We start from the raw sequence: 26,959 nt of genomic DNA on the forward strand, positions 1-26,959 counted from the left end.
GGAGGGCGGGGCTACTCGGGGGCTGGGCTGTGCGAGGCATTACAGTCCCCTCATGACCAAGTGGGAATACGCGACCGTGCCGCTGCTGGTGCACGCGACGAAGCAGATTCTGGACACCTGGGGCGAGGACGGCTGGGAGCTCGTCCAGGTCGTTCCCGGCCCCAACAACCCCGAGCAGTTGGTGGCGTACCTCAAGCGGGAGAAGGGCGCGTGAGCGCCGTCGAGCAGCGGCTCGTCGACCTCGGGCTGACGCTGCCCGAGGTGGCGGCGCCCCTGGCGGCGTACGTGCCCGCGGTGCTGTCCGGGTCGTACGTCTTCACGGCGGGCCAGCTCCCGCTGGTCGACGGCAAGCTGACGACCTGCGGCAAGGTCGGCGCCGAGGTCACCCCCGAGCAGGCCAGGGAACTCGCGCGCACCTGCGCGCTCAACGCCCTGGCGGCGGTCAAGTCCGTGGCCGGCGACCTCGACCGGGTGAAGCGGGTCGTCAAGGTCGTCGGTTTCGTCGCCTCCGCCCCCGACTTCACCGGGCAGCCCGGGGTCGTCAACGGTGCGAGCGAGCTGCTGGGCCAGGTGCTCGGCGACGCCGGCGTCCACGCGCGCAGCGCGGTCGGCGTGGCGGTGCTCCCGCTGGACGCCCCCGTCGAGGTGGAGATCCAGGTCGAGCTGGAGCCCGCGGGCTGACGGCTCGCGGCCACCTGCCGGCGGTCCAGGGGGAGCGACCCCCCTGGACCCGGGGCGCCCCGGCGGGGGCGCCCTATCGAACATCCCCGCGTGAGCGCATAGCATCCGCCCCATGACCACCACGAACGGCCAGTGGTTCCCGCCGAGCTGGCCCGAGCGGATCCGGGCGCTCACCGAGGGCAGGCTGGAGCCCGTCGAACCCCGCCGGGCGGCCACCGTGCTGCTGCTGCGCGACACGGCGCGCGGCCCCGCGGTCCACATGCTGCGCAGGCGCGCCTCCATGGCGTTCGCCGCCGGCGCGTACGCGTACCCCGGGGGCGGTGTGGACCGGCGCGACGAACGCCCGGTCGCGTGGGCGGGACCGGCGCCGGAGCAGTGGGCGGGACGCCTGGGCGAGGGCCTGGGGCCGGCCGAGGCGCAGGCGATCGTGTGCGCCGCGGTGCGCGAGACGTTCGAGGAGTCGGGCGTGCTGCTGGCCGGCCCGGACGAGGGCTCGGTCGTCGACGACACCACCGGCGAGGAGTGGGAGGCGGACCGCCGCGCCCTGGTCTCCCGCGAGCTGTCCTTCGCGGACTTCCTGGCCCGCCGCTCCCTGGTGCTCCGCTCCGATCTGCTCGGCCCGTGGGCGCGCTGGATCACCCCGGAGTTCGAGGAGCGCCGCTACGACACCTGGTTCTTCCTCACCGCGCTGCCGCCCGGTCAGCGGACCCGCGACGTGTCGGGGGAGGCCGACCGCACGGCATGGCTGCGGCCCGAGGAGGCCGTCGCCGGCTACGACCGGGGCGAGATGGTCATGCTGCCGCCGACGATCGCGACCCTGCGCGGGCTGCTGCCGTACGACTCCGCCGAGGCGGCCCTCGCGGCGGCGGGGGAGGGCCGCCGGGACCTGGCACCGGTGCTGGCGCGGGCCGAACTCGTGGGCGGCGAGATCGTACTGAGCTGGCCCGGCCACGAGGAGTTCACCAAGCGCATGGGAGCGGGCGAATGACCTCGGCGCTGCCTCCGGGCAACCCCCGCGGCGCGGTCGGCGGCCGGGCCACCGAGCGGGCGCTGTGCGTGCTGGCCCCGAACCCCTCGCCGATGACCCTGGACGGCACCAACACCTGGATCGTCGCCGAGCCGGACTCCGACCTCGCCGTCGTCATCGACCCGGGCCCGCTCGACGAGGGGCACCTGAACGCGGTCGTCTCCACGGCCCACTCCCTCGGCAAGCGGATCGGCCTGACCCTGCTCACCCACGGCCACCCGGACCACGCCGAGGGCGCGGCCCGCTTCGCCGAGCTGACCGGCACGGCCGTGCGCGCCCTGGACCCGGCGCTGCGCCTGGGGGACGAGGGCCTGGGCGCGGGGGACGTCGTCACCACCGGCGGCCTGGAACTGCGCGTCGTGCCCACCCCCGGGCACACCGCGGACTCGCTGTCCTTCCACCTGCCGGCCGACCGGGCGGTGCTCACCGGCGACACCGTCCTCGGCCGCGGCACGACCGTCGTCGCCCACCCCGACGGCCGCCTCGGCGACTACCTCGACTCGCTGCGCCGGCTCCAGGCACTGGCCATGGACGGCGGTGTCACCACCGTCCTGCCCGGCCACGGGCCGGTGCTGGCCGACGCGCGCGGCGCGGTCGAGTTCTACCTCGCCCACCGCGCCCACCGCCTCGCCCAGGTCGAGACGGCCGTCGAAGGGGGGCGCACCACCCCGTCCGAGGTCGTCGCGCACGTGTACGCGGACGTGGACCGGGCGCTGTGGCCCGCGGCCGAGCTGTCGGTGCGCGCGCAGATGGACTACCTGCTGGAGCACGGGCTGATCTGACGCCGGTTGCCGCCGCTGCCCCCGCCGGCCCCGGTCAGCGCCAGTCGTACGCCTTGACCGGCGCGGTGGCCGCGGTGCTCGACGTGCTGACCCACAGCAGCCGCCTGCCGTGCACATGCAGCGTGTACGGCTCGTCCGACCCGGTGCGGCGGATGGAGCGGCGTGCCACCTCGCGCCCGGTCGCCGCGTCGAGCACGTAGGCCTGGGAGGAGAAACTCTCGTCGTAGTGGCGCACCATGACCACATGGCCCCGGTGGGGCGCGAGAGCGACGATGCCCCAGTGGTCCGAGGTCCACAGGTGGCGGCCCGTGGACAGGGAGAAGCCGGCGGGCCGGACGAGCGTCTCCTCCGGCGAGGGCTCGACGAACGCCAGCAGCGTGTCGCCGACGGCCGTGAACCGCCGGCGGCCGTCGTTGACGCCCCAGGGGGCCGTCCTGATCGTGCCGTGGCCGCCCGTCATCGGGATCTCGACGGCGGTGCCGCCGTCCTCGTCCAGACGCAGGAGACGGTGCGGGCCTCGGCGGCCCTCGCCCTCGACGGCCAGCAGCAGCGGATCCGCGCCGAGCAGGCCGACGGCGCCGACCGGGCCGTCGACGGGGAGCGGCTTCTTCCACAGCACCGCGCCGTCGGCCAGTGCGACCGTCAGGACGGTCGTGGTGTCCGAGTTCTCCGTCACCACGACGAGCCGCCCCCCTCCGGCCGCGATCCGCACCCCGTGGTCCTCCTCGTGCGGCACCGACCACATGTGCCGGCCCGTACGGGCGTCGTGGGCGACGACCTTCTCGCCCGTGGTGACCAGCGCGCACTCCCCCGACAGGGCGACGGTGCCGACGCGGAGCCCCGAGTCGTGGTGAGAGAGCCCGGAGAGGTTCAGCCGGGCCGACCACAGCCCCTTGCCGGAGGCGGTGTCCAGGGCGGTGACGCCGGCCTTCTCCGGACCTTCGGACGTGTCCGGCCAGTGGGCCAGGAGCACGACACCGCCGGTCGCCTCGTCGGCCACGGCGGACAGCACGTCGCGGCCGGGCACCTCCCAGGCCCAGCGCTGCTCGCCGGTGTCCGCGTCGAAGGCCCGCACCCGGTCGAAGGCGGCCCTGAGGACCAGTCCGCTGCCGCTGTCCAGCAGGCTTGCCAGCGCGCCGGCGTCGGCGCGGCCGTCGTGCGCCGCCTGCCACACCGGTTTCAGCGCGCGCAGTCGTTTCGCGGGCTTCCAGACGGTCTGCGGCGCCCTGTCCTCGTCCATGTGTCTCCCCACCCCGGCAGGCACAGCGGAACCCACCCCGGGGAAGCGTAAGGGGCGCCCACCATGGGTGGGCGCCCCTTACGGATGTACGGGTGTACGCGTCAGCGGGAGCGCTTGGCCAGCCGCTCGACGTCCAGCAGGATGACCGCGCGGGCCTCCAGGCGCAGCCAGCCGCGGCCCGCGAAGTCGGCGAGTGCCTTGTTCACGGTCTCCCGGGAGGCGCCGACCAGTTGGGCCAGCTCTTCCTGCGTCAGGTCGTGGACGACGTGGATGCCCTCCTCGGACTGCACGCCGAAGCGGCGCGACAGGTCCAGCAGCGCCTTGGCCACGCGGCCGGGCACGTCGGAGAAGACCAGGTCCGACATCACGTCGTTGGTGCGGCGCAGGCGGCGCGCGACGGCGCGCAGCAGGGCGGTGGAGACCTCGGGGCGGGCGTTGAGCCAGGGCTGCAGGTCGCCGTGGCCGAGACCCAGCAGCTTGACCTCGGTCAGCGCCGTGGCGGTGGCGGTGCGCGGGCCGGGGTCGAAGAGCGACAGCTCGCCGATCAGCTCGCCGGGGCCCACGACGGCGAGCATGTTCTCGCGGCCGTCGGGGGAGGTGCGGTGCAGCTTCACCTTGCCCTCGGTGACGACGTACAGCCGGTCGCCGGGTTCACCCTCATGGAACAGCGAGTCGCCGCGCGCGAGCGTGACCTCCGCCATCGAGGCGCGCAGTTCAGCGGCCTGCTCATCGTCGAGCGCCGCGAAAAGCGGTGCGCGCCGCAGAACGTCGTCCACGTGCTCTCTCCTTGTCGACATCGCTGGGTCGGTCCCCATCATGCCCGACAGTAAAACAGTGCGATCAATCACAAGTCTGTCTTATGTGCTCGCGGGAGAGCGCCCCGGGGGTCCTTTCGGGGGCCGGATCGCGGCAGTCCGGGGCGATTGTCGGTGCCGAGGCTTAGGCTGGCCGGGTGTCTGATACGCCGAGCGTGCGCAGGAAACAGCAGGGTGGAGGGGCCGGGAGGGTGAAGCCGGGCGTCGATTCAGCTCTGAGCGAACAGGCGCCCGTGAAGCCCGCCGGCGGCCGCGCGCGGGGTGCCCGCAAGCCCGAGTCGCGCCTGGCGATGGTGCGCCGGGCCCGCCGCATCAACCGCGAGCTCGCCGAGCTGTATCCCTACGCCCACCCCGAGCTCGACTTCGAGAACCCGTTCCAGCTCCTGGTGGCCACGGTGCTCTCGGCGCAGACCACCGACCTGAGGGTCAACCAGACCACCCCGCGGCTCTTCGGGACGTACCCGACGCCGGAGGACCTGGCGGCGGCCGACCCGGAGGAACTGGAGCAGCTGATCCGGCCCACAGGGTTCTTCCGTGCCAAGGCACGCTCGCTGCTCGGCCTGTCCGCGGCTCTGCGGGACCGCTTCGGCGGCGAGGTCCCCGGCCGGCTGGAGGACCTGGTCACCCTGCCCGGTGTCGGCCGCAAGACGGCCAACGTCGTCCTGGGCAACGCCTTCGGCGTCCCCGGCCTCACCGTCGACACCCACTTCGGCCGGCTCGCCCGCCGCTTCGGCTGGACCGCCTCCGAGGACCCGGAGAAGGTCGAGCAGGACGTCATGGCGATCTTCCCGAAGAGCGAGTGGACGATGGTGTCCCACCGGCTGATCTTCCACGGCCGCCGGATGTGCCACGCCCGCCGCCCGGCCTGCGGGGCCTGCCCGATCGCCCCGCTGTGCCCGTCGTACGGGGAGGGCGAGACCGACCCGGAGAAGGCGAAGAAGCTGCTGAAGTACGAGATGGGCGGTGCCCCGGGCCAGCGGCTGAAGCCGCCCCCCGGTTTCCCGGGCAAGGCGGCGCCCCCGCTGGAGGTGGAGTGACCGGAGCACGGCACGGCGTGAACGGCAGGGACGGGGTCGAGGACACCAGCGGCGTCAGCGGCGTCAACGGCGTAGAGGTGCGGCGCGACGGCCTGCCCGAGTGGCTGCAGCCGGTGGCCCGCGCGGCCGACGCGGTGCGGCCGGAGCAACTGAGCCGCTTCCTGCCGCCGGCCACCGGTGGCCGGGCCTCCGCCGTCCTCGTGCTCTTCGGCGAGGGGGCCGCGGGGGGACGCCCCGAACTGCTCCTGATGGAACGCGCCGCCTCCCTGCGCTCGCACGCCGGGCAGCCGTCCTTCCCCGGCGGTGCGCTCGACCCCGAGGACGGCGACCCGGAGGGCGCGGGACCGCTGCGGGCCGCGCTGCGCGAGGCGTGGGAGGAGACCGGCCTCGACCCGTCCGGAGTGCAGCTGTTCGGCGTGCTGCCGCGCCTGTACATCCCGGTGAGCGGCTTCGTGGTGACACCGGTGCTGGGCTGGTGGCACACCCCCAGCCCGGTGGGCGCGGTCGACCTGGCGGAGACCGCGCGGGTGTTCGCGGTGCCGGTCGACGAGCTGACCGACCCCGGCAACCGCGTCACGGTCAGGCACCCCAGCGGGTACCGCGGTCCGGCGTTCCAGGTCGGGGGCGCCCTGGTGTGGGGCTTCACGGCGGGCCTGATCGACCGGATTCTCCACTTCGCGGGCTGGGAGCGGCCTTGGGATCGGGCAAAGACGGTCCCGCTGGGTTGAGTGGCCATGAGACGGTGTGCGGGTGAATGTGCTGGACATCGTGCTGTTGCTGGCCGCCGTGTGGTTCGCGATCGTGGGCTACCGCCAGGGATTCATCGTCGGCGTGATGTCGGTGATCGGCTTCCTCGGCGGTGGACTGGTCGCGATCTACGTGCTGCCCGCGATCTGGAACGAGGTCACCGACAATTCCGCCCCGGGCACGGTCGCGGTGGTCGCCGCGGTGGTCCTGGTCATCGTGTGCGCCTCGGTCGGCCAGGCGTTCACCACACACCTGGGCAACAAGGTCCGCACCCACGTCAGCTGGTCCCCGGCGCGCGCCGTCGACGCCGTCGGCGGGGCCCTGGTCAACGTCCTGGCCATGCTGCTGGTCGCCTGGCTCATCGGCTCCGCCCTGGCCACGACCACCACGCTGCCGACCCTGGGCCGCGAGGTCCGCTCGTCCAAGGTGCTGCTGGGAGTGGCGCGGATCGTGCCGCAGGAGGCCAACACCTGGTTCGCCGACTTCAGTTCCGCCCTCGCGCAGAACGGACTCCCCCAGGTCTTCTCGCCGTTCGGCACCGAACCGATCACCGACGTTCCCGCGCCGGATCCCGCCCTCGCCGGGAGCCGGGTCGTCGGCGAGGCCCGGCGCAGCATCGTGAAGGTCGTGGGCACCGCGCCCAGCTGCGGCAAGGTACTGGAGGGCACCGGCTTCGTCTTCGCGCCGCACCGGGTGATGACCAACGCCCATGTCGTCGGCGGCGTCGACAACCCCACCGTGCAGATCGGCGGCGAGGGCCGGGTGTACGACGGAAAGGTCGTGCTCTACGACTGGCAGCGCGACATCGCCGTCATCGACGTCCCCGGGCTGGCGGCGCCTCCGCTCACCTTCACCGGCGGCGACGCCAAGTCCCGCGACGGCGCGATCGTGGCCGGCTTCCCGGAGAACGGCGGCTTCGACGTCCGGGCCGCCCGGGTGCGCGGCCGTATCTCGGCGACCGGCCCGGACATCTACCACCGCGGCACGGTCCACCGCGATGTCTACTCGCTGTTCACCCTCGTCCGGCAGGGCAACTCCGGTGGACCGCTGCTGACTCCCGACGGGCGGGTGTACGGCGTCGTGTTCGCCAAGTCGCTGGACGACGCGGACACCGGCTACGCCCTGACGGCCGACGAGGTCCGTGCCGACGTCCAGGCCGGACGTACGGCGGACCGGCAGGTCGACACGCAGGCGTGTGCCCTGTGAGAGTCCGTGCGGGCGGGGTGCGTCCGCCGGCGGCGGGGGAGTTCGTCAGCCGCTGCGGGTGTGCCGCAGGCGGGCGCCGACCCACCGGGCCCGTCGCCTGAGGATGTGGGGGATGCCGAGCCCCGAGTGGCCCGGCCGGTGGTCCGGGGCCGTGGTCCCGGTGATGATGCGCGCTCCGTTGGCGCGGCGATCGCGTGACACGTCACGGTAGTCGTGCGTCCAGCCCATACCGAGCTGTCTGCCCGGGGTCCAAGGTCCGTAATCGCCCGTGGGTCCATCAATTGGCCTATGCGCCCGGCATTTGGCTGATGGTCATATGGGATTAACGGTCGTGGATCAACGGTGCCGGATCAACGCTGCGGGATCAACGATCGGGCTCGGGGTCCTTGAGCCAGTTGATGAGCTCCGCGGAGAACGCCGCCGGGTCCTCCTCGTGCGGGAAGTGCCCGAGGCCGTCGAACAGCCGCCAGCGGTAGGGCGCCTCGACGTACTCGCCGCTGCCGGCGGCGTGCCGCGCGCGCATCGCCGGGTCGAGCGAGCCGTGCAGATGCAGTGTGGGCACCCGTACCGGGCGCTTCATCCGGCGGTTGAACTGGAAGCCGTCCACCCGGGCCAGCGAGCGCACCATCCAGCGGTAGGGCTCGATCGAGCAGTGCGCCGTGGACGGGATGCTCATCGCGCGCCGGTAGACCTCGACGACCTCGTCGTCCGGCACCCGCGGCCCGGACCAGTCCCTCAGCAACTGCCCCACGAGCGCGGCGTCGTCCGCGACCAGCCGGCGCTCGGGGATCCACGGCCGCTGGAAGCCCCACACGTACGCCCCCGCCGCGCTGTGCCGCAGGTCCGACAGCATCGCCGTGCGCCAGCGCCGCGGATGGGGCATCGAGCTGACGGCCAGTCGGCGCACCAGCTTGGGCCGCATCGCCGCCGCCGTCCACGCCAGGTAACCGCCGAGGTCGTGGCCGACCAGCGCGGCGTCCGGCTCGCCGAGCGAGCGGATCACGCCGGTCACGTCGAGCGCCAGGTTCGCCGGGTCGTAGCCGCGCGGGGTGCGGTCGCTGCCGCCCACTCCGCGCAGGTCCATCGCGACCGCGCGGAAACCCGCGTCGGCCAGGGCGGTCAACTGGTCCCGCCAGGTCCACCAGAACTGCGGGAAGCCGTGCAGGAGCAGCACCAGCGGTCCGTCGCCGGCCTCGGCGATGTGGAAGCGCGCTCCGTTCGCCGCGACATCCCGGTGGGTCCAGGGCCCGTCGATCCGTACCACCGAGGAACTGTCAGCGACCGTCATGCCCTGAGCGTGTCATACCTTGACCGCCGGCGTGTCCTCCGTTTCCGAAGGCCGCGGGTGCGGCTTGACGTTCTGGAGCACGGCCGCGGTCTCCTTGGCGGAGGCGATGCTGCGTTCCGGCTTCTTGATCTTCTTGAACTTCTGCATCGCCAGCAGGCCCAGCAGCCCGGCCAGCACCAGGAAGGCGCCGCCGACGATCAGGAACGACCAGGCGAGGCCCAGGCCCAGGTTGTGGATGCCGTAGGCGGCCGCGAAGCTCAGCACGGGCAGCGCGAACAGCGCGAGGACGCCGGCGGCCCCGACGGCGCCGCCGCCGATGCCGGCGCGCTTGGCGTCCTGCCGGAGTTCGGCCTTGGCGAGGGCGATCTCCTCGTGGATCAGCTCCGAGAGATCCGCCGTGGCCGCGGCGAAGAGCTGGCCGAGACTGCGGCCGCCGTTCGCGGTCACCGTCACCGCCACGGGCTTGTCCACGTCCGCTGGGCTCATCGCGTCCTCCGTCGTTCGTCGCTTTGTCGTGAAGTCATAACGGGCAACTGGGTTACACGGCTACCCCCTGATCATGCCCGACTCATCCTCGTCCGTGCCGCCGGAGCGCGCCACTTCCGCGAGCCTGCGGTGCTCGGCCGCCTTCGCCTCGTGGATCGCCGCCATGCGCAGATGGAACTCCGGGTTGCCCCATTCGTAGATGTCGGGGATGCCGTCCAGGTCGGTGTCGCGCTCCTCGTCCTCGCACATGCGGCGGTACTTGTTGTCGCGCAGCTTCAGCAGGACGGCGGCGGACGCGGCCGCTGTGCACGAGCCCACCAGGACCGCCGCCTTGACCTCCGGCATCAGCACCTCGTTGCCCGCGAAGGCCAGCTCGCCGATGAGCAGCGAGACCGTGAAGCCGATCCCGGCGAGCGCGGCCACGGCCAGCACGTCGGCCCATGCGAGGTCGGGATTGAGCTCGGCTCTCGTGAAACGCGCCGCCAGCCAGGTGCCGCCGAAGACGCCCACGGTCTTGCCGACGACCAGGCCGAGCACCACCCCCAGCGTCTCCGGACGGGTGAAGACCTGCCCGAGCGCTCCCCCGGTGACCGGCACCCCGGCCGAGAAGAGCGCGAACAGCGGCACCGCGAGCCCGGCCGACACCGGCCGCACCAGGTGCTCGATCCGCTCTCCCGGCGACACCTTCTCGCCCTCGCGGTGGTGGCAGCGCAGCATCAGGCCCATCGCCACGCCCGCGACGGTGGCGTGCACCCCACTGGCGTGCATCAGCCCCCAGTTGACCAGGGCCAGCGGTACGTAGACGTACCAGCCGCGGACCTCCTTGCGCAGCAGCAGCCAGAACAGGACAAGACCGGCGAAGGCCAGGCCCAGCGCCGCGAAGTCGATGCCGCTGGTGAAGAAGACCGCGATGATCAGGATCGCGAGGAGGTCGTCCACGACGGCGAGCGTGAGCAGGAAGGCGCGCAGCGCCGAGGGCAGCGAGGTGCCGAGCACCGCCAGCACGGCGAGCGCGAAGGCGATGTCCGTCGCCGTCGGCACCGCCCAGCCCTGCAGCGAGCCCCCGCCCGCCGTGTTGACCACGGCGTACACGGCCGCGGGCACCGCCATCCCGCAGACGGCGGCGATCACGGGCAGCGCCGCGGCGGAAGGGGTCCGCAGCTCACCCACGACCAGTTCGCGCTTGAGCTCGATGCCCGCGACGAAGAAGAAGACCGCCAGCAGCCCGTCCGCCGCCCAGTGGGATACCGACAGGTCCAGGTGCAGCGCGGCGGGGCCGAAGTGGTGGCCGACGGTTGCGGTGTACGAGGCGCTCACCGGGCTGTTCGCCCAGACCAGTGCCGCCACGGCGGCCAGGAGCAGCAGCATGCCGCCGACGGTCTCCGCGCGCAGCGCGTCGGCGACGTAGTTCCGCTCCAGGAGCGGCACACGCCCCAGGAAGACGGAGCGGCGGCGGGTGGACGCGTTCACGGGTGGACCTCCGGTCGGGTGCGGCAACGGCTGTTCACCTCGCCGACCAGACTTCCCGGCACGCCCTGTTCTCTGTCGCGGTTCCAACGCCCTCCACCGTAACGGGCGGGGCGGCCGGGTCGTTCGGGCCCTTTTCACCTTACGGACACAGCGGCGGGGGCGCAGGACGCGCCCGGACGGACGAAAGGCCCCCGAAGGGGCCCGTCGTCCGTGCCGCGGGGTGTGCTCAGTCCTCGCCGGGGGCGGAGGGGAGCTTGGCCTGGATGAGGTCCATGACCGTGGAGTCCGTCAGCGTCGTCACGTCCCCGAGCCGGCGGTTCTCGGCGACGTCCCGCAGCAGACGGCGCATGATCTTGCCGGAGCGGGTCTTCGGCAGCTCCGCCACCGTGAGGATCCGCTTCGGCTTGGCGATAGGGCCGAGCGTCCTGGCCACGTGGTCGCGCAGCTGGGCGATCAGCTCGTCGCCGTCGTCGCCCAGGGCGGCGCCGCGCAGGATCACGAACGCGACGATCGCCTGGCCGGTGGTGTCGTCGGCGGCGCCGACGACGGCGGCCTCGGCGACCTTCGGGTGCGAGACGAGCGCCGACTCGACCTCGGTGGTGGAGATGTTGTGGCCGGACACCAGCATCACGTCGTCGACCCGGCCCAGCAGCCAGATGTCGCCGTCGTCGTCCTTCTTGGCGCCGTCGCCGGCGAAGTAGCGGCCCTCGAAGCGGGACCAGTAGGTGTCCAGGTAGCGCTGGTCGTCACCCCAGATGGTGCGGAGCATCGACGGCCACGGCTCGGTCAGGACGAGGTAGCCGCCGGAGCCGTTGGGCACCTCGTTGGCCTCGTCGTCCACGACGGTGGCGGAGATGCCGGGCAGGGCGCGCTGCGCGGAGCCGGGCTTGGTCTCGGTCACGCCGGGGAGCGGGGAGATCATCATGGCGCCGGTCTCGGTCTGCCACCAGGTGTCCACGATCGGGCAGCGGCCGCCGCCGATGTGCTCGCGGTACCAGATCCACGCCTCGGGGTTGATCGGCTCGCCGACGCTGCCCAGCACCCGCAGCGACGACAGGTCGAACTTGGCGGGGATGTCGTCGCCCCACTTCATGAAGGTGCGGATCGCGGTGGGCGCCGTGTAGAGGATCGACACCCCGTACTTCTGGACGATCTCCCAGAAGCGGCCCTGGTGCGGCGTGTCGGGGGTGCCCTCGTACAGCACCTGGGTGGCGCCGTTGGCCAGCGGCCCGTACACGATGTACGAGTGGCCGGTCACCCAGCCGACATCGGCCGTGCACCAGTAGACGTCGGTCTCCGGCTTGAGGTCGAACACCGCGTGGTGGGTGTAGGCGGCCTGGGTCAGGTAGCCGCCGGAGGTGTGCAGGATGCCCTTCGGCTTCCCGGTCGTGCCGGAGGTGTAGAGGATGAACAGCGGGTGCTCGGCCTCGAAGGCCTCCGGGGTGTGCTCGGTGCTCTGCGCCTCCAGGGCCTCGTGCCACCACACGTCGCGGCCCTCGTTCCAGGCCACCTCCTGGCCGGTGCGGCGCACGACCAGCACCTTGCTCACGCTCTCGGTGCGGTCGACGGCGTCGTCCACGGCGGGCTTGAGCGCCGAGGGCTTGCCGCGGCGGTAACCGCCGTCGGCGGTGATGACCAGCTTCGCGTCCGCGTCCTGGATACGGGCGGCCAGGGCGTCGGCCGAGAAGCCGCCGAAGACCACCGAGTGCGCGGCGCCGATGCGGGCGCACGCCAGCATCGCCACGACGGTCTCGGGGATCATCGGCATGTAGACCGCCACCCGGTCGCCGGACCGGACGCCGAGCTCGGTGAGGGCGTTGGCCGCCCGGCTGACCTCGTCCTTCAGTTCGGCGTAGGTGACGGCCCGGGTGTCGCCGGGCTCGCCCTCGAAGTGGAGGGCGACGCGGTCGCCGTTGCCGGCCTCCACGTGCCGGTCGACGCAGTTGTACGCCACGTTCAGCGTGCCGTCGGCGAACCACTTGGCGAACGGCGGGTTCGACCAGTCCAGCGTCTCGGTCGGCTCCTTCGCCCAGGCCAGCCGGCGGGCCTGCGCCGCCCAGAAGCCGAGCCGGTCCTCGCCCGCCTGCCGGTAGGCCTCCGCGGTGACATTGGCGCCGGCCGCCAGGCCGGCGGGCGGAGCGAACCGGCGCTCCTCCTTCAAAAGGTTGGCCAGGCTCTCGTTGCTCACGCCGTGCTCCTTCGCAGGGGTCCTCGTGTGTCCCAGGCCATAGCTCACCAGCACAGGGGCGGGATGACAAGGGTTCGCGGCGAATATTGGTTTAGACCTGTCATCGCGACGGCTCGACGGCCGGCACGGTCCGCGCGCACCCCGGCCCGCCGGCGGGCGGCCGGCGGGCCGGGGGACAGTGGGTGCGGCGGGGTCAGCGGACCGGGGCCGGTTCCTCCGGCCGTACGGCGGCGAACGTGCCGGTCCCGGCGTCGAGGACGTACGCCTGGGCCTCCGCGACGTGGAAGTACATCCCGTGCAGCTGCAGCGACCCCTCGGCCACCCTGCGGGCGACGCAGGCGTGCGCCATCAGGTGGTCGAGCTGCTGGACGACATTGACCAGGGAGAGCCGTTCGAGGTCGTCCGTCACCGGGCGGTCGGCGACCGCGACCTCGCCGCGCCCCAGCCGGCCGATCCGTTCCATCCGGGCCAGGCTCGGCCGTCCGTGCCGCAGCCAGCGCGCCAGCGGGGTCTGCGCGCCCGGATCCCGGCCCGCCCCGCCGAGCAGCGCCTGCATCGCGCCGCAGCCGGAGTGGCCGCACACGGTGATGCTGCCGACCTTCAGCACCTCCACCGCATATTCGATGGCCGCGCCGACCGAGTCGCACGAGGCGTCGTCACCGGGCGGCGGCATGAGGTTGCCCACGTTGCGCACGGTGAACAGGTCGCCGGGGCCACTGGAGGTGATCATGCTGGTGACCAGGCGGGAGTCGGCACAGGTGAGGAAGAGCTGGGTGGGCCGCTGCCCCTCCCGGGCGAGCCGCGCCAGCTCCTCCCTGACCAGCGGGGCCGTGTTGCGCTGGAAGGCGCTGAGCCCGCCGACCAGCTGCCCGGCCCCTCCCGTCCCGGCGCCCGGCTTGGTGCAGTGGTGGTTGCGCCACGGGGTCCACGGGCGGCACGCGTGCGTCGTCGCCGGGACCGTGATCGGCGCGCCGGTGCGGCCGGTCAGCGTCGCCCAACCGCCGCGTGCCCGGTGCGCCTCGCACCAGTGGTGCAGGCTCTCGTACGCGGCGTGGTCCATGAAGGAGCCGTCCAGCGTGACCACCGCGTTTGCCCCGTCCGGCACCTCCGCCAGCGCCCGGGTCAGCCGGGGCACCGCCAGGAACGTCAACTGACCCCGTACGTGGACCCGGTGGATACCGGACTCCTCCAGGACCGTGATCCGGGTGTGGGTCAGCCGCCGCAGCGACAGGAAGACCGCCACCACGATGCCGGTCGTGACGCCCGCGAGGACGCCGAAGGCGACGACCGCGACCAGCGTGGCCGCGTACGCCGGGAACTCCCGGTGCCGCTGCACATGCCTGATGTGCGCGAAGCTCACCATCTTCACGCCGACCACCATCACCAGCGCGGCGAGCGCGGCCAGCGGGATCAGCTCCAGCACCCCGGCCAGCAGACCGGCGCACACCAGGACCCACACGCCGTGCAGCACCGTGGCCCGGCGGGTGCGCGCGCCCGCGGCGACGTTCGCCGAGCCGCGGATCGCCCCGCCGGCGATCGGCAGCCCGCCGAGCAGTCCGGAGACGACGTTCGAGGCGCCCTGACCGAGCAGTTCGCGGTTCAGGTCGGCGCGGCCGCCGGTGCCGTCGCCCGGTTCGCCGCGGCCCGTGCGCAGCTTGTCGATCGCCACGGCGGACAGCAGCGACTCCATGCTGGCCACCAGCGTGACCGTCAGGACGGCGGCGGCGATGCCGGCGACGGGCCCGTGCGGGAGGCCCGGCAGTGCCACCGCGTGCAGCGCGGGGAGCTCCACCCGCGGCAGCGCGATCGGCACGCCGACCGCCGTCGCCGCCGCGATGGCGGCCAGCGGCGCCGGAAGGGCCGAACGCAGCGCCCGTCCCGGCCTGCCCGGCAGCCGTGGCCACAGGACGAGGACGGCCACGGTCACCGCCCCGACGAGCAGCGCCCCGAGGTGCGGCGCGGCCAACTGCCGTGGAAGCGCGGCCAGATTGGCCAGGGCCGAGCTGTCCGGTTGCCCGCCGAGGGCGACATGGAGCTGGGCGATGGCGATGGCGGCGCCGATGCCGGCCAGCATCCCGTGCACGATCGCGGGGCTGACGGCGAGTGCCGCGCGGGCCACGCGCACCGCCCCGAGAGCGAGTTGGCAGACGCCGGCGAGCACGGTGATGGCGCAGGTGGTGCGCCAGCCGTAGCGGTGGACGAGGTCGGCGGTGACCACGACCAGGCTGGTGGCGGCGCCACTGACCTGGAGCGGGGCGCCGCCGAGCAGGCCGGCGACGATGCCGCCCACCGCCGCCGCGACCAGTCCGGCCTGGAGCGGGGCGCCGGTGGCCAGGGCGATGCCCAGCGACAGCGGGACGGCGATCAGGAAGACGGCGACCGAGGCGGACAGATCGTGCCGCCACGCGGCGGGACCGCCGTCACGGCCCCCCGGCGGCTGGGGGTGCGGCCCGGGGGCTCGCGGTGGTTCCTTCCCGGAGCCCTGCGGGCGGCGGGGACGGCCGGGCGGCTGGGCTTTCGGCTGGTGTGTGGGGTGCATGTTCCCGTCTCCTCCGGGGCGGCGCGGCTGCGTGCGGCATGCGCGTACGCGGTCGTGGTCACGGCTGTGCGGCGGGTGCTGCGCACTGTGGTGCGCGGTGGTCCTGCTGCCGAACCCCGGGGTAACGGTGTCGACGGAATGTGACGGTCTCGTTACTCCCAAGAGTCGGTAAATGGAGAGTAATCCACACAAAAGGGCTTTGGATGAAGATTCGCCCGCATGGGTGAGCGATTACCTCGTGAGGGTGAGCCGTTCGTCCAGGACGAAGGCCGGGTCGACCTGCGCGGCCAGGTCGGTGCCGGTGCGCTCGTTGCCCCAGCTCTCGGCGTTCTTCAGGTGGAAGTGCACCATCTGGCGGGTGTAGCGCTCCCAGTCCCGCGACGCGTACGCGGCGTCCGCGGCCTCGTGCATGACCCTCAACGCGCGGCGGTTGGGCTCCTCCAGCGCCGCGAAGTACGGCGGACGGCCCTTCTCCAGGGCGCGCACCCAGTCGGAGTGGCCCACCGTCACCAGCAGGTCGTCGCCGGTCTCCGCCCGCAGGAACTCCAGGTCGTCCGGCCCCTGCACCTTGTTGCCGACGACCCGCAGCGCGACGCCGAAGTCGCGGGCGTACTCCTTGTACTGGCGGTAGACGGCGACGCCCTTGCGGGTCGGTTCGGCCACCAGGAAGGTCATGTCGAAGCGGGTGAACATCCCGGAGGCGAAGGAGTCGCTGCCGGCCGTCATGTCGACGACCACGTACTCGTCGCGGCCGTCCACCAGGTGGTTGAGGAACAGCTCCACCGCGCCGACCTTGGAGTGGTAGCAGGCCACGCCGAGGTCGGACTCGCTGAACGGGCCGGTGACCATCAGGCGCGCCTCGCCGCCTTCCAGTGACAGCGGGCGGGCGCAGGCGCCGTAGACCGGGTTGTCCTCGGTGACCCGCAGGAGACGCGAGCCGTGCCCCGGCGGCGTGGTCTTGATCATCGTCTGCGCGGAGGCGATCCGCGGATTGGCGCCGCGCAGGTACTCCTTGATCTCCGGCAGGTGCGCGCCCATCGCGGGGAAGGCGGCGGCCTCCTCCTCGTCGAGCCCGAGCGCCGGGCCGAGGTGCTGGTTGATGTCCGCGTCGACGGCGACCACGGGGACGCCGGCGGCGGAGAGGTGGCGGATGAAGAGGGAGGACAGGGTCGTCTTGCCACTGCCGCCCTTTCCGACGAAAGCGATCTTCATGTTCGATAAGCGTAGTGGCGGCCCTGCCGCGTTCCCGTGCGTTTCCCGTGTGTCACGCCGGGAGTTCACCCGTCGGTGGACGTGGCGGTTCCATGGAGGGGCCCCTCCGGGGACGCTCCGCGCATCCTTCGCATCCGCCGGGAGGCCTCCTGGCGATCTCCCGGCGGTCTCTCGGCGGTCTCTCGGCGGCCTCTGGGCGCCTCTCCCGGCGCGGGTGACGAACCCCACTCGCGCGCCGGTGCGCCGACCGGGGTGCGTAGGGTCGTACTCATGGGTACGACAGCTGATCCGCTCGCCGTTCTCGGCTCGCTCCCCGGAGTCGCCGATTCCGTGGCCCTCGTGCGCAAGGCCGTGGACCAGGCCTACGGGCACCGGGTGATGCGCCGCCGCTCCGACGAGGTGGCCTCCGAGGCCGCACTGCGCGGGGCCCGCGGCTCGGCCGCGCTCGCCGGTGCCGACTGGGCGCTGGAAGAGGTCCGCCGGCGCAGCGACTTCTCGATCGACGGCGAATCGCGCACCGTCGGCGCCGCGCTGCGGCTGACCGCCGAGTCCGGCCAACTGCTCGGCGTCTGGCGGCAGTCGCCGCTGCAGGCGCTGGCCCGGCTGCACCTCGTCGCGGCCGGAGGCGCCGTCCCGGACGAGACCGTCGGCAGGCCGCGGCTGGCCGGGGAACCGGTCGACGAGCCCCTGCTGCAGGCGGCGGAGTTCCCGTTGCCCGATTCCTCCGAGGTCGTGGCCCGGCTCGACGGCCTCGCCGAACTGCTGCTCGCGGGCAGCGAGGCGCCCGCGCTCGTCGTCGCGGCCGTCGTGCACGGCGAGCTGCTCTGCCTGCGCCCCTTCGGCACCTGCAACGGGCCGCTGGCGCGCGCCGCACAGCGCGTCGTGCTGGTCGGCAGCGGTCTCGACCCCAAGTCGATCTGCCCCGCCGAGGTCGGCCACGCCGAGCTGGGCCGCGCCGAGTACCTCAAGGCGCTGCGCGGCTACCTCTCCGGCACCCCCGACGGCATGGCCGCGTGGATCGCGCACTGCGGCCAGGCGCTGGGGCTGGGTGTCCGGGAGAGCGTGGCCGTCTGCGAGGCGCTGCAGCGCGGCGCGGCCTGACCGGGACGCCGAGAACGAAGTTGCGGCGGCACCCTGAGGTGCCGCCGCTGGCATGATCGTCGAGTTACCAAGCGTGCACGATGTCTGCCCATCAGGTCGGGGTCTTTGCCCGTCACCTGGTGCGGCCGGCCCGGTCAGCGGGTCTGCGTCGCGTGGGTACCCGGTGGTCATGCTCGGTCCGTGGGGCCTGATACGACGGGGTTCCTCTCGGATGTCCGTGGTCACGCGGGCCTTACGACCTTTTTACTGCACCCGCGGAGGAACCGGAAGTCCTCACCGCACTTCTTTGCATACCGGGACGACCGGGGTGATCCATGCCAAACGGGCAGGTGGTGGGGGTGGGGCCGCGGGGCTCGGTGGTGCGCGGGCGCGGGCGGTGCCCGCATGTCGGCGTGGCTGCTCGGCGGCGTGCCGACGGGCGGGGGTCAGGCCGTACGGCGGCGCCGGGTGGCGTACCAGACCAGGCCGGCGGTCGCCGCGGCCGCGCCCACCGCGGCGAGCGCCAGGGCGGGGCCGGTCGGGATCGCCAGCGACGGCACCCTCTGGTGCAGGCGCACCGGGCGGCTGAAGGTGAGGACCGGCCACTCGCGCGACACCGCCTCGCGGCGCAGACCGCGGTCGGGGTTGACGGCGTAGGGGTGCCCCACCGTCTCCAGCATGGGGATGTCGGTGACGGAGTCGCTGTAGGCGAAGGACCGCTCCAGGTCGTAACCCTCGGACTCGGCCAGCCGGGCGATCGCCTCCGCCTTGGCCGGGCCGTAGACGTAGTGGTCGATCCGGCCGGTGTAGCGGCCGTCCTCCACCGTCATCCGGGTCGCGACCACGTGGTCGGCGCCCAGCATCTCGCCGATCGGTTCGACGACCTCGGCGCCCGAGGCGCTGACGATGACGACGTCGCGGCCGGCGAGGTGGTGCTCCTCGATGAGGGAGGCCGCCTCGTCGTAGATGATCGGGTCGATGAGGTCGTGGAGGGTTTCGGCCACGATCTCCCGGACCTGCTGCACATTCCAGCCACGGCAGAGGTCGGAGAGGTACTTTCGCATCCCCTCCATCTGGTCGTGGTCCGCGCCGCCGAGCAGATACACGAACTGGGCGTACGCGGTCCGCAGCACGGCGCGCCGGTTGATGAGGCCGCCTTGATAGAAGGGCCTGCTGAACGCCAAGGTGCTCGACTTGGCGATCACCGTCTTGTCGAGGTCGAAGAACGCGGCGGTACGCGGCGACAGGTGGTTTTCCACGAGGACGAGCATAGGGACCCACCATTCGGCGTAAGCTCGAGCGCGTGGGTTTGCCTGAGAAGGCCTTCGGGTACACCATGGAAGTCACGGATCGTTCGCGACCGTGCTAACCCGGTCTGGCTCCTCCCCCCCCCGAGTCGGACCGTGGGGACGACCCCCGCTCTCCCCCCCGGCGGGGGTCGTCGCATGTCCGGGGACACTTTCAGCGCTGAGGCCCGGGTGGCCCCGCTCCGTTTTCCGCACTCCACCGCCGTCGGCGGGCGGATCCCTTCATGCTGCGTGATCGTCACTTTGCGTGACGCATTGTCATCGCTGCGAATCCGGTGCGCCGTCCAGGGGAAGTGGCCGAACTCACCCGCACGGGTGGCGGAGATATCCACAACCCCTGAGTTATCCACCGATTCCGATCAAGATCAACAACTTTCGCCAACTCGCGCGACTCTGGCCGTAAATGGTGCGCCGGAGATGTGCTCGGCGCTTATGCCCGGTGCCGTTGAGGCGGGCCGGAACGAGCGAGGAGTGCGGGTAGGTCATGGTCGATTCAATCAAAGCTGGGACAAAGGGAACGCGGGACGATAATCGGGCGAACGGAAGGCTGTCAGCAAGGCCACCCGGAGCGCCTCCGGGCCCGGCGCCCGGAACGCGACGGGGGGCGAGGGCGGGCGGCGCGCCTCCCGGTGAGCCGGGGCACGGCAGCCCTCGGCCGCCCACCGGGCCGGGCGACGGCACAGGGCCGCTGATCGTCACCGAGGACGGCGAGCTGCTGGACGACCTGCTGCGGCTGTGCGCGGCGGCGGGCGCCGAGCCCGAGGTGGTCTTCGGCGCGCCGCCGGGGCCGCGGAGCTGGGAGCGTGCTCCGCTGGTGCTGGTGGGTACCGCCGACACCCGGCGGCTGTCGGGCACGGTCCGGCGTCGCGGTGTGCTCCTGGTGGGACGCGATCTCGACGACCCCGATGTCTGGCGGCGCGCGGTGGACGTGGGCGCCGACCACGTCGCCTTCCTGCCCGACGCCGAGTCCTGGCTGACCGACCGGATCGCCGACGCGGCGGAGGGCGTCGGCGACCCGGCCCTCACGATCGGGGTCGTCGGCGGCAGCGGAGGCGCCGGAGCCAGCACGCTGGCGTGCGCGATGGCCGTCACGGCGGCGCGCACCGGGCGGCGCACGGTGCTCGTCGACGCCGACCCGCTCGGCGGCGGTCTGGACGTGCTGCTCGGTGCGGAGAGGGTGGCCGGTCTGCGCTGGCCGGACCTCGCCGAGTCCCGGGGCCGGGTCAACAGCGGCGCTCTGGAGGAGGCACTGCCGCGGGCGCACGCCCTGAGCGTGCTGAGCTGGGACCGCGGGGACACGGTGGTCGTTCCGCCGCAGGCGATGCGGTCGGTCATGGGCGCCGCCCGGCGGCGTGGCGGAGTGGTCGTGGTGGATCTGCCGCGGCGCATGGACGAGGCCGTGACCGAGGCGCTGGCGCAGACGGACGTGGGCCTGCTGGTCGTGCCCGCGGAGCTGCGGGCCGTGGCGGCGGCGGGCCGGGTCGCCTCCCGGACGGGCATGGTGCTGCGGGACCTGAGGGTCGTCGTCCGCGGACCGTTCTCCTCCGGGCTGACCGACGAGGCCGTCGCCGACCTGGTGGGCCTGCCCCTGGCGGGTGAGCTGCCGGCCGAGCCCGGGCTGCCCGCGTCCCTGGACGGGGGCGAACCGCCCGGGGGCGGCGTGCGCGGACCGCTCGCCCGTTTCTGCACCGCGTTCCTCGCGGCCGCCCTGCCGAGCGGCGGGAGTGTGACCGCGTGAGCGCCGGGATGATGGCCCCCGGACTGCTGGACGCCGTGCGGCTGCGGCTCGCCGCCGCCGGGGACGAACCGACCCCGGCAGGCGTGGCCGCCGCCCTGCGGGCGCAGGGCCGGTTGCTCGGGGACACCGAAGTCCTCGACGTGGTGGCCGCGTTGCGCTCGGAGATGGTCGGGGCCGGTCCGCTGGAGTCACTGCTCGCCGAGCCCGATGTCACCGATGTGCTGGTCAACGGACCGGACGAGGTCTGGGTCGACCGCGGCGCGGGACTGGAGCGCACGGGCGTGCGTTTCGCGGACGCGCTCGCGGTGCGCCGGCTGGCGCAGCGCCTCGCCACCGCCGCGGGGCGCCGGCTGGACGACGCCCGCCCCTGGGTGGACGCCCGGCTGCCGGACGGCACCCGGCTGCACGCCGTACTGCCGCCGGTGGTGGTCGGTGCTCCCTGTCTGTCGCTGCGCGTCGTGCGCACCCGCGCCTTCGCCCTGGAGGAACTCGTGGCCGCGGGCAGCATGGACCGCGGCACGGCGGCACTGCTGCGGGCGGTGCTCGACGCCCGCCTGTCCTTCCTCGTCTCCGGGGGCACCGGTTCGGGCAAGACGACTCTGCTGAGCTGCCTGCTCGGCCTGGTCGACCCGGCTGAACGCGTCGTCCTCGCCGAGGACTCGGCCGAGCTGCGGCCACGGCATCCGCACGTCGTACGGCTGGAGACCAGGCCCGCCAACCAGGAGGGCGCCGGGCTGGTCACGCTGCGGGACCTGGTTCGGCAGGCCCTGCGGATGCGGCCGGACCGGCTGGTCGTGGGTGAGGTGCGCGGGCCCGAAGTGCTCGATCTGCTCAGCGCGTTGAACACCGGGCACGAAGGAGGCTGCGGCACAGTCCACGCCAACGCCGCCTGCGACGTCCCGGCGCGGCTGGAGGCGCTGGGCGCCGTGGCCGGACTGGACCGGGCCGCGCTGCACAGCCAGTTGGCCGCCGCCTTGTCGGTGGTCGTGCATCTGGTCCGGGACCGCTCGGGGCGGCGCAGGGTCGCCGAGGTCCATGTGCTGGAGCGCGGCGCGGACGGCATCGTCGGCACCGTTCCCGCCCTCCGGGACGGCGAACGAGGCCCCGGCTGGGCGCGGTTGGCGACGCTGTGCGAGCGGGGTGCGGCATGAACGCCGTGGTGTTCGGCGCCGTGCTGTGCGCGGGCGTGGCGGCGTGGGTGCTCTGCGCGCGGGACGAGGCGGTGCGCCGGGCGCGAACGCTCCTGGTGGGCCCCTGGGGGCCGCCGGGGCCGGGGTGCGGGGTTCCGGGGCTGCGGAGGCTGGACGTGCGCGTCCAGGCCCTTCTGGAGCCGTTCCGGGTCCGTTTCGGATGGCGGCTCGGGCGTGAACTGCTGTGCCTACCAGCGGGGTTGGTGCTCTCGGTGCCCGCCCACTCGGCGGTGCCCGCGGTGCTGGCGGCCGGCGCGGTGCCTCTCGTGGGGCGGTGGTTGCGCGGGCGGGAGTCGCGGGCGTTGGCGGAGGAGCGGGCGCTGGCCGCAGGGGCGTTGTGCTCGGCCGTCGCCGGCGATCTGCGGGCCGGGCTGGCGCCGCAGGGCGCGCTGGCCGGGGCGCTGCTGCGGGAGGGCTGGCCGGGCAGGCCCGCCCTCGCCGACGCCGCGTTGCCGTTGCTGGCCGCCGCGCGCTTCGGTGGTGATGTGCCGGCGGCACTGCGGACGGCCGCCCGTCTCGACGGCGCACAGGGGCTGGCCGGGGTGGCCGCGTGCTGGCAGGTCGCGGTGGACGGCGGCGCGGGCCTCGCGGACGGCTTGGACCGGATTGCCGCGGCCCTGCGCTCGGAGCGCGACCAACGGGAGGATCTGCGAACCCAGTTGGCCGCGCCCCGCTCCACGGTGCTGATGCTCGCGCTGCTGCCGTTGTTCGGGCTGGTGCTGGGCGCCGGGCTGGGCGCGGACCCGGTGGGAACGCTGCTGCGCACCCCGTTCGGGCTGGGCTGCCTCGCCGCGGGCGGATTGCTGGAGTGGGCCGGGCTGGCCTGGACCGCGCGGATCGTGCGGACGGCGGAGGCGTCATGAACGGCGAGCTCGTCCACAGGCTGGGGATCGTCGGGGCGCTCGTGGCCGCCGCCCTGTGCACGGCGGGGGCACTGGCCGCGTCCCGCCGCGAGAGAGCGGCCCGGCGCCGGGGCCGGCAGCTCCTGGGCGCCCCTGCCCGCCATGCCCGCACCCGGGCACGGCCGCGGCTGAGCGCCGTGCGTGCGTGGGGGCCGGTCGCCGGTGTCGCCTTGGGCTCCTTCGCACTGGTCGGCGGCCTGCCTGGCTGCCTTGCCGGGCTCGCCGCGGCGTACGGGATGCGGCGGTGGCAGCGCCGGCCGCGTGCCGGCGGCGACGCGGACCCGCGCCGTGCGGAACGGCAGCTTCCGCTGGCCGCCGATCTGCTCGCCGCCTGCGTGGCGGCCGGGGCCGGTCCACGCGAGGCCGCCGAGGCGGTCGGGCCGTCCCTGGGCGGACCCCTCGGCGAGGCCTTGACCCGGGCCGCCGCCGAACTCCGGCTGGGCGGCGACCCGGCCGAGTGCTGGGCCCGGCTGGACCGGCTCGGCTGCCGGGAACTGGCGCGCTGCATGGAGCGTGCCGCGACGACGGGCGTGCCTCCGGTCGAGGAGATCTCGCGGCTCGCCGCCGGCTGCCGCGCCGCGCACGCCCGCTCGGGGCTCGCCCGGGCACGGCGCGCCGGAGTGCTGATCACAGCCCCGCTGGGGCTGTGCTTCCTGCCGGCCTTCCTCCTCGTGGGGGTCGCGCCGGTGGTCATGGGACTGGCGGGGGCGATCCTCGCCGACGCAACGATCTGAGGGGGAGTCATGCGACTTCTGAGGAAGCTGGCAGGCCGGTGCAGGACCGGCGAGAGCGGGATGACGACAGCCGAGTACGCGGTCGGCACCCTGGCCGCGTGCGGCTTCGCCGCCGTGCTCTACAAGGTGGTCACCTCCGGCGCGGTGAGCTCCGCGCTCGGCGGCCTGATCAAGCGGGCCCTCGATGTGGCGTTCTAGGCGGCCCCGGGACGGCGGTTATGTCACCGCCGAGGCCGCCGTCGTCATCCCGTCGCTGGTGCTCCTGACGGCGATGCTGCTGTGGGGGCTCGCGGCCGCCGCCGCGCAGATCCGGTGCGTGGACGCCGCGCGGGCCGGGGCCCGCGCGGCGGCCCGCGACGAACCGGAGGGCGCCGTGCTGGCGGCCGTCCGCTCCGCGGCACCCGCCGGGGCCGGCGTCGCGGTCCGGCGAGTCGACGGCCTGGTCCGGGTGACCGTCGAGGCCCGTTCGCTCTCCCTGACCCTCCACGGCGAGGCGGTCGCCGCCGTGGAGGGTCAGGGAGAGCAGGAAGGCCAGGAGGGGCAGCAGGAGACCGCCCCGCGGCCGGGGGAGGCGTCGTGAGTCCCCGGGGCGACCGGGGCTCGGCCACGGTGTGGGCGGCGCTGCTGGGCGCCGTCCTGGTCCTCGCGGCCTGCGCGGTGCTCGCCGTCGGGGCCGCGATCACCGCCCGGCACCGTGCCGGGGCCGCCGCGGACCTCGCCGCCCTCGCCGCGGCCGACCACGCCCTGCACGGCGGCGAGGCGGCCTGCGCGCTGGCCGGGAAGGTGGCCGCGGCGCAGCACGCCCGGCTGGTGCGCTGCGCGGTGACCGGCGAGATCGCCGACGTCACGGCGGCCGTGGGGCCCGCCGAGGTCCGTTCCCGGGCCGGGCCTCAGGACCCGGCGGGCGGCTCTTCGCCGGCGTCGCGGCCGTCGTCGGGGGCGGTGGCCAGGAGCACGTCCAGGACGCGCACCGCGGCCGCCTTGTCCAGGGGCTCGTTGCCGTTGCCGCATTTAGGTGACTGCACGCACGAGGGGCAGCCGAACTCGCACTCGCAGGACGCGATCGCCTCACGGGTCGCGGTCAGCCAGGTCCGGGCGGTGTGGAAGGCGCGTTCGGCGAAGCCCGCGCCGCCGGGGTGGCCGTCGTAGACGAAGACGGTGGGCAGCCCGGTGTCCGGGTGCAGCGGTACGGAGACACCCCCGATGTCCCAGCGGTCGCAGGTGGCGAAGAGCGGCAGCAGACCGATCGAGGCGTGCTCGGCGGCGTGCAGGGCGCCGGGCAGCTCCTCGGGGTGGACGGCGGCCGCGTCCAGCTGATCGTCGGTGAGGGTCCACCACACGGCGCGGGTGCGCAGTGTCCGGGGCGGCAGGTCGAGCTTGTTCTCGCCCATGACCTCGCCGGTGATCAGCCGGCGGCGGAGGAAGGAGACCACCTGATGGGTGACCTCGACGGAGCCGAAGTGGAGGCGGGCCTCGCCCCACTCCTCCACCAGGTCCTCGTCGAGCACGGAGATCGAGGTGGTGTCACGGGCCATCGTCGAATAAGGCGGGTCGGCCTGCTGCACCAGCGCGACCGACTCCTCCAGGTCCAGTTCGCGGACCAGGTAGGTGCGGCCCTGGTGCAGGTGCACCGCGCCCTGGTGGACGGTGGTGTGCGCGGCGCCCGCGTCGACCGTGCCCAGCAGGCGCCCGGTGCCGTCCTCGACGACCTGGACGGGCTTGCCGCCCTCGCCCCGGATGTCGGTGAGGTCCACGGCCCGCTCCCGGCGCGTCCAGTACCACCCGCCGGCCCGGCGCCGCAGCAGCCCGCGGCGCTCCAGCTGGGGCAGCAGCACGGCCGCCTCGGGGCCGAAGAGTTCCAGGTCGGCCTCGGTCAGCGGGAGCTCCGCGGCGGCGGCGCACAGGTGCGGGGCCAGGACGTAGGGGTTGTCCGGGTCGAGCACGGTCGATTCCACCGGACGGCGGAAGAGGGCGTCCGGGTGGTGGACCAGATACGTGTCCAGGGGGTCGTCACGGGCGATCAGCACCGCCAGGGCGCCCTGGCCGGCGCGCCCCGCCCGGCCCGCCTGCTGCCACAGGGACGCCCGCGTACCGGGGTACCCGGCCAGGAGCACGGCGTCGAGCCCGGAGACGTCCACACCCAGCTCCAGGGCCGAGGTGGACGCCAGTCCGAGCAGCCGTCCGGAGTGCAGCTCGCGTTCCAGGGCGCGCCGCTCGTGCGGCAGATATCCGCCGCGGTAGGCCGCGACACGCCGGGGCAGGGCGCGGTCGATCTCGGCGAGCCGTTCCTGGGCGATCACGGCGATCAGCTCGGCGGCGCGCCGGGAGCGGACGAAGGCCACCGTGCGCGTGCCGTCCAGCACGAGGTCGGTCAGCAGGTCGGCGGCCTCGGCGGTCGCCGTGCGCCGCACCGGCGCGCCGTGCTCGCCGCTCAGTTCGGTGAGCGGCGGCTCCCACAGCGCGAAGGCCAGTTCGCCGCGCGGTGACGCGTCCTCGGTGACCTCGGCCACCGGGACGCCGGTCAGCCGGGTGGCGGTCGCCCCGGGGTCGGCGGCGGTCGCCGACGCCAGGAGGAAGACCGGATCCGCCCCGTAGCGGGCGCAGACACGCCGGAGCCGGCGTATGACCTGGGCGACGTGCGAACCGAAGACGCCGCGGTAGGTGTGGCACTCGTCGATCACCACGTAGCGCAGCTGCTTGAGGAAGGAGGCCCAGCGGGAGTGGCCCGGGAGTATCCCCAGATGGAGCATGTCGGGGTTGGTCAGTACGTAGGTCGCGTACTGGCGGACCCACTCGCGTTCCTCGAAGGGCGTGTCGCCGTCGTAGACGGCCGCCCGGACGGCCTTGCTCAGCGGGGCCGCCAGATCGGCCACGGCGCGCCGCTGATCGGCCGCGAGGGCCTTGGTGGGGGCCAGGTAGAGCGCGGTGGCCCCGCGACCGTTCGGCGCCTCGGAGCCGTCCAGGAGGGCGCTGAGGACCGGCACGAGGTACGCCAGCGACTTCCCGGAGGCGGTCCCGGTGGACACCACGGCCGACCTGCCCGCGAGGGCGTGCGCGGCGACCTGGGCCTGGTGCTCCCAGGGCCGGGCGATGCCGGCCAGACGCACGGCGTCGATCACTTCCCCGCGGATCTGATCAGGCCAATCGGCATGGCGACCGACCCGCGGGGGCAAGTGCTCCGTATGGGTGATGCGCGCGGCTCTGCCCACCCCCGAGGCCAACCGCTCCAGGAGGGCGTGGGGGGAGGTCCGGCCGTGCGCCGACTGCGGAAGATGATCCTGAGCCATCGG

At 73.8% G+C, this 26,959-nt stretch carries 25 protein-coding genes and 1 pseudogene; 15 read left to right on the forward strand and 11 right to left on the reverse strand.

Annotated elements, in window-relative coordinates; genetic code table 11:
* Positions 1-52 precede the first annotated feature (52 nt).
* The 4 genes from ACIP98_RS16835 (at position 53) to ACIP98_RS16850 (ending at position 2,490) form a co-directional block, all read left to right on the forward strand.
* Positions 53-214 carry a DUF4177 domain-containing protein gene (locus tag ACIP98_RS16835; RefSeq protein ID WP_106965770.1) on the forward strand — a complete coding sequence of 54 codons (162 nt, stop codon included), beginning with the start codon at positions 53-55 and terminating at the stop codon, positions 212-214.
* Positions 211-681 (forward strand): RidA family protein, encoded by a 471-nt coding sequence (locus tag ACIP98_RS16840; RefSeq protein ID WP_319665421.1) that lies wholly within the window; start codon positions 211-213, stop codon positions 679-681. The genes ACIP98_RS16835 and ACIP98_RS16840 overlap by 4 nt, the downstream gene beginning before the upstream one ends.
* A 112-nt stretch (positions 682-793) precedes the next feature.
* Positions 794-1,669 carry an NUDIX hydrolase gene (locus ACIP98_RS16845; RefSeq protein ID WP_319665420.1) on the forward strand — a complete coding sequence of 292 codons (876 nt, stop codon included), beginning with the start codon at positions 794-796 and terminating at the stop codon, positions 1,667-1,669.
* On the forward strand, positions 1,666-2,490 hold the full coding sequence (locus ACIP98_RS16850) for an MBL fold metallo-hydrolase (protein WP_319665419.1): 825 nt from the start codon (positions 1,666-1,668) through the stop codon (positions 2,488-2,490). The genes ACIP98_RS16845 and ACIP98_RS16850 overlap by 4 nt, the downstream gene beginning before the upstream one ends.
* 34 nt (positions 2,491-2,524) lie before the next feature.
* On the opposite strand, the gene ACIP98_RS16855 is transcribed toward ACIP98_RS16850, so the two are convergent.
* Positions 2,525-3,730, reverse strand: coding sequence for a PQQ-binding-like beta-propeller repeat protein (locus ACIP98_RS16855; protein WP_401976518.1), 1,206 nt, complete (start codon positions 3,728-3,730; stop codon positions 2,525-2,527).
* Positions 3,731-3,831: 101 nt separating this feature from the next.
* A complete protein-coding gene (locus tag ACIP98_RS16860; RefSeq protein ID WP_319665417.1) occupies positions 3,832-4,506 on the reverse strand; it encodes a Crp/Fnr family transcriptional regulator in 675 nt (224 codons plus the stop codon).
* A gap of 254 nt (positions 4,507-4,760) precedes the next feature.
* Between ACIP98_RS16860 and nth the strand changes: the two genes are divergently transcribed.
* The 3 genes from nth (at position 4,761) to ACIP98_RS16875 (ending at position 7,535) form a co-directional block, all read left to right on the forward strand.
* Positions 4,761-5,582, forward strand: a complete 822-nt coding sequence (gene nth, locus ACIP98_RS16865) for an endonuclease III (RefSeq protein WP_401976590.1) — start codon at positions 4,761-4,763, stop codon at positions 5,580-5,582.
* A gap of 77 nt (positions 5,583-5,659) precedes the next feature.
* Positions 5,660-6,310 carry a CoA pyrophosphatase gene (locus tag ACIP98_RS16870; protein ID WP_319665433.1) on the forward strand — a complete coding sequence of 217 codons (651 nt, stop codon included), beginning with the start codon at positions 5,660-5,662 and terminating at the stop codon, positions 6,308-6,310.
* A 22-nt stretch (positions 6,311-6,332) separates the two neighbouring features.
* The gene (locus ACIP98_RS16875; RefSeq protein ID WP_319665416.1) at positions 6,333-7,535 is read left to right on the forward strand and encodes a MarP family serine protease; all 1,203 of its coding nucleotides are present in this window, start codon (positions 6,333-6,335) and stop codon (positions 7,533-7,535) included.
* A 45-nt stretch (positions 7,536-7,580) separates the two neighbouring features.
* On the opposite strand, the gene ACIP98_RS16880 is transcribed toward ACIP98_RS16875, so the two are convergent.
* From ACIP98_RS16880 to ACIP98_RS16910, 7 genes are all read right to left on the reverse strand, one after another.
* Positions 7,581-7,763: a hypothetical protein gene (locus ACIP98_RS16880; RefSeq protein ID WP_401976520.1), complete on the reverse strand. Its 183-nt coding sequence runs from the start codon at positions 7,761-7,763 to the stop codon at positions 7,581-7,583.
* A gap of 136 nt (positions 7,764-7,899) precedes the next feature.
* On the reverse strand, positions 7,900-8,823 hold the full coding sequence (locus ACIP98_RS16885; RefSeq protein ID WP_319665414.1) for an alpha/beta hydrolase: 924 nt from the start codon (positions 8,821-8,823) through the stop codon (positions 7,900-7,902).
* Between the two features lie 12 nt (positions 8,824-8,835).
* The gene (locus tag ACIP98_RS16890; protein WP_319665413.1) at positions 8,836-9,309 is read right to left on the reverse strand and encodes a phage holin family protein; all 474 of its coding nucleotides are present in this window, start codon (positions 9,307-9,309) and stop codon (positions 8,836-8,838) included.
* A 60-nt stretch (positions 9,310-9,369) separates the two neighbouring features.
* Positions 9,370-10,779, reverse strand: a complete 1,410-nt coding sequence (nhaA, locus tag ACIP98_RS16895) for a Na+/H+ antiporter NhaA (RefSeq protein ID WP_319665412.1) — start codon at positions 10,777-10,779, stop codon at positions 9,370-9,372.
* Positions 10,780-11,005: 226 nt separating this feature from the next.
* Positions 11,006-12,967 (reverse strand): acetate--CoA ligase, encoded by a 1,962-nt coding sequence (acs, locus tag ACIP98_RS16900; protein ID WP_401976524.1) that lies wholly within the window; start codon positions 12,965-12,967, stop codon positions 11,006-11,008.
* A 193-nt stretch (positions 12,968-13,160) separates the two neighbouring features.
* A complete protein-coding gene (locus ACIP98_RS16905; protein WP_401976526.1) occupies positions 13,161-15,506 on the reverse strand; it encodes a SulP family inorganic anion transporter in 2,346 nt (781 codons plus the stop codon).
* 231 nt (positions 15,507-15,737) lie between these two features.
* Positions 15,738-16,718 (reverse strand): ATP-binding protein, encoded by a 981-nt coding sequence (locus tag ACIP98_RS16910; protein WP_401976528.1) that lies wholly within the window; start codon positions 16,716-16,718, stop codon positions 15,738-15,740.
* Between the two features lie 270 nt (positions 16,719-16,988).
* Between ACIP98_RS16910 and ACIP98_RS16915 the strand changes: the two genes are divergently transcribed.
* A complete protein-coding gene (locus tag ACIP98_RS16915; protein WP_319665408.1) occupies positions 16,989-17,819 on the forward strand; it encodes an oxidoreductase in 831 nt (276 codons plus the stop codon).
* A gap of 425 nt (positions 17,820-18,244) precedes the next feature.
* Here the strand turns inward: ACIP98_RS16915 and ACIP98_RS16920 are convergent, their stop codons facing one another.
* Positions 18,245-19,069, reverse strand: a complete 825-nt coding sequence (locus tag ACIP98_RS16920; protein ID WP_319665407.1) for an HAD-IB family hydrolase — start codon at positions 19,067-19,069, stop codon at positions 18,245-18,247.
* Between the two features lie 520 nt (positions 19,070-19,589).
* Here ACIP98_RS16920 and ssd point away from each other — a divergent pair.
* From ssd to ACIP98_RS16955, 7 genes and pseudogenes are all read left to right on the forward strand, one after another.
* Positions 19,590-20,843, forward strand: a complete 1,254-nt coding sequence (gene ssd / locus ACIP98_RS16925; RefSeq protein ID WP_401976532.1) for a septum site-determining protein Ssd — start codon at positions 19,590-19,592, stop codon at positions 20,841-20,843.
* An 11-nt stretch (positions 20,844-20,854) separates the two neighbouring features.
* On the forward strand, positions 20,855-21,994 hold the full coding sequence (locus ACIP98_RS16930) for a TadA family conjugal transfer-associated ATPase (protein ID WP_401976592.1): 1,140 nt from the start codon (positions 20,855-20,857) through the stop codon (positions 21,992-21,994).
* Positions 21,991-22,896 (forward strand): type II secretion system F family protein, encoded by a 906-nt coding sequence (locus ACIP98_RS16935; protein ID WP_401976534.1) that lies wholly within the window; start codon positions 21,991-21,993, stop codon positions 22,894-22,896. The genes ACIP98_RS16930 and ACIP98_RS16935 overlap by 4 nt, the downstream gene beginning before the upstream one ends.
* Positions 22,893-23,669: a type II secretion system F family protein gene (locus tag ACIP98_RS16940; protein ID WP_401976535.1), complete on the forward strand. Its 777-nt coding sequence runs from the start codon at positions 22,893-22,895 to the stop codon at positions 23,667-23,669. The genes ACIP98_RS16935 and ACIP98_RS16940 overlap by 4 nt, the downstream gene beginning before the upstream one ends.
* A gap of 60 nt (positions 23,670-23,729) precedes the next feature.
* Positions 23,730-23,867: a DUF4244 domain-containing protein gene (locus tag ACIP98_RS16945; protein WP_319134743.1), complete on the forward strand. Its 138-nt coding sequence runs from the start codon at positions 23,730-23,732 to the stop codon at positions 23,865-23,867.
* On the forward strand, positions 23,854-24,249 hold the full coding sequence (locus tag ACIP98_RS16950) for a TadE family type IV pilus minor pilin (protein WP_319665403.1): 396 nt from the start codon (positions 23,854-23,856) through the stop codon (positions 24,247-24,249). Before ACIP98_RS16945 ends, ACIP98_RS16950 begins: the two co-directional genes overlap by 14 nt.
* A gap of 29 nt (positions 24,250-24,278) precedes the next feature.
* Positions 24,279-24,494, forward strand: a pseudogene (locus ACIP98_RS16955) (Rv3654c family TadE-like protein); the annotation flags it as partial.
* Positions 24,495-24,559: 65 nt separating this feature from the next.
* On the opposite strand, the gene ACIP98_RS16960 reads toward ACIP98_RS16955, so the two are convergent.
* Positions 24,560-26,956, reverse strand: a complete 2,397-nt coding sequence (locus ACIP98_RS16960; RefSeq protein WP_401976538.1) for a DEAD/DEAH box helicase — start codon at positions 26,954-26,956, stop codon at positions 24,560-24,562.
* Positions 26,957-26,959: the final 3 nt, after the last annotated feature.

The sequence above is a fragment of the Streptomyces sp. NPDC088354 genome, assembly GCF_044753585.1.
In the GTDB taxonomy this organism is placed as follows: Bacteria; Actinomycetota; Actinomycetes; order Streptomycetales; family Streptomycetaceae; genus Actinacidiphila.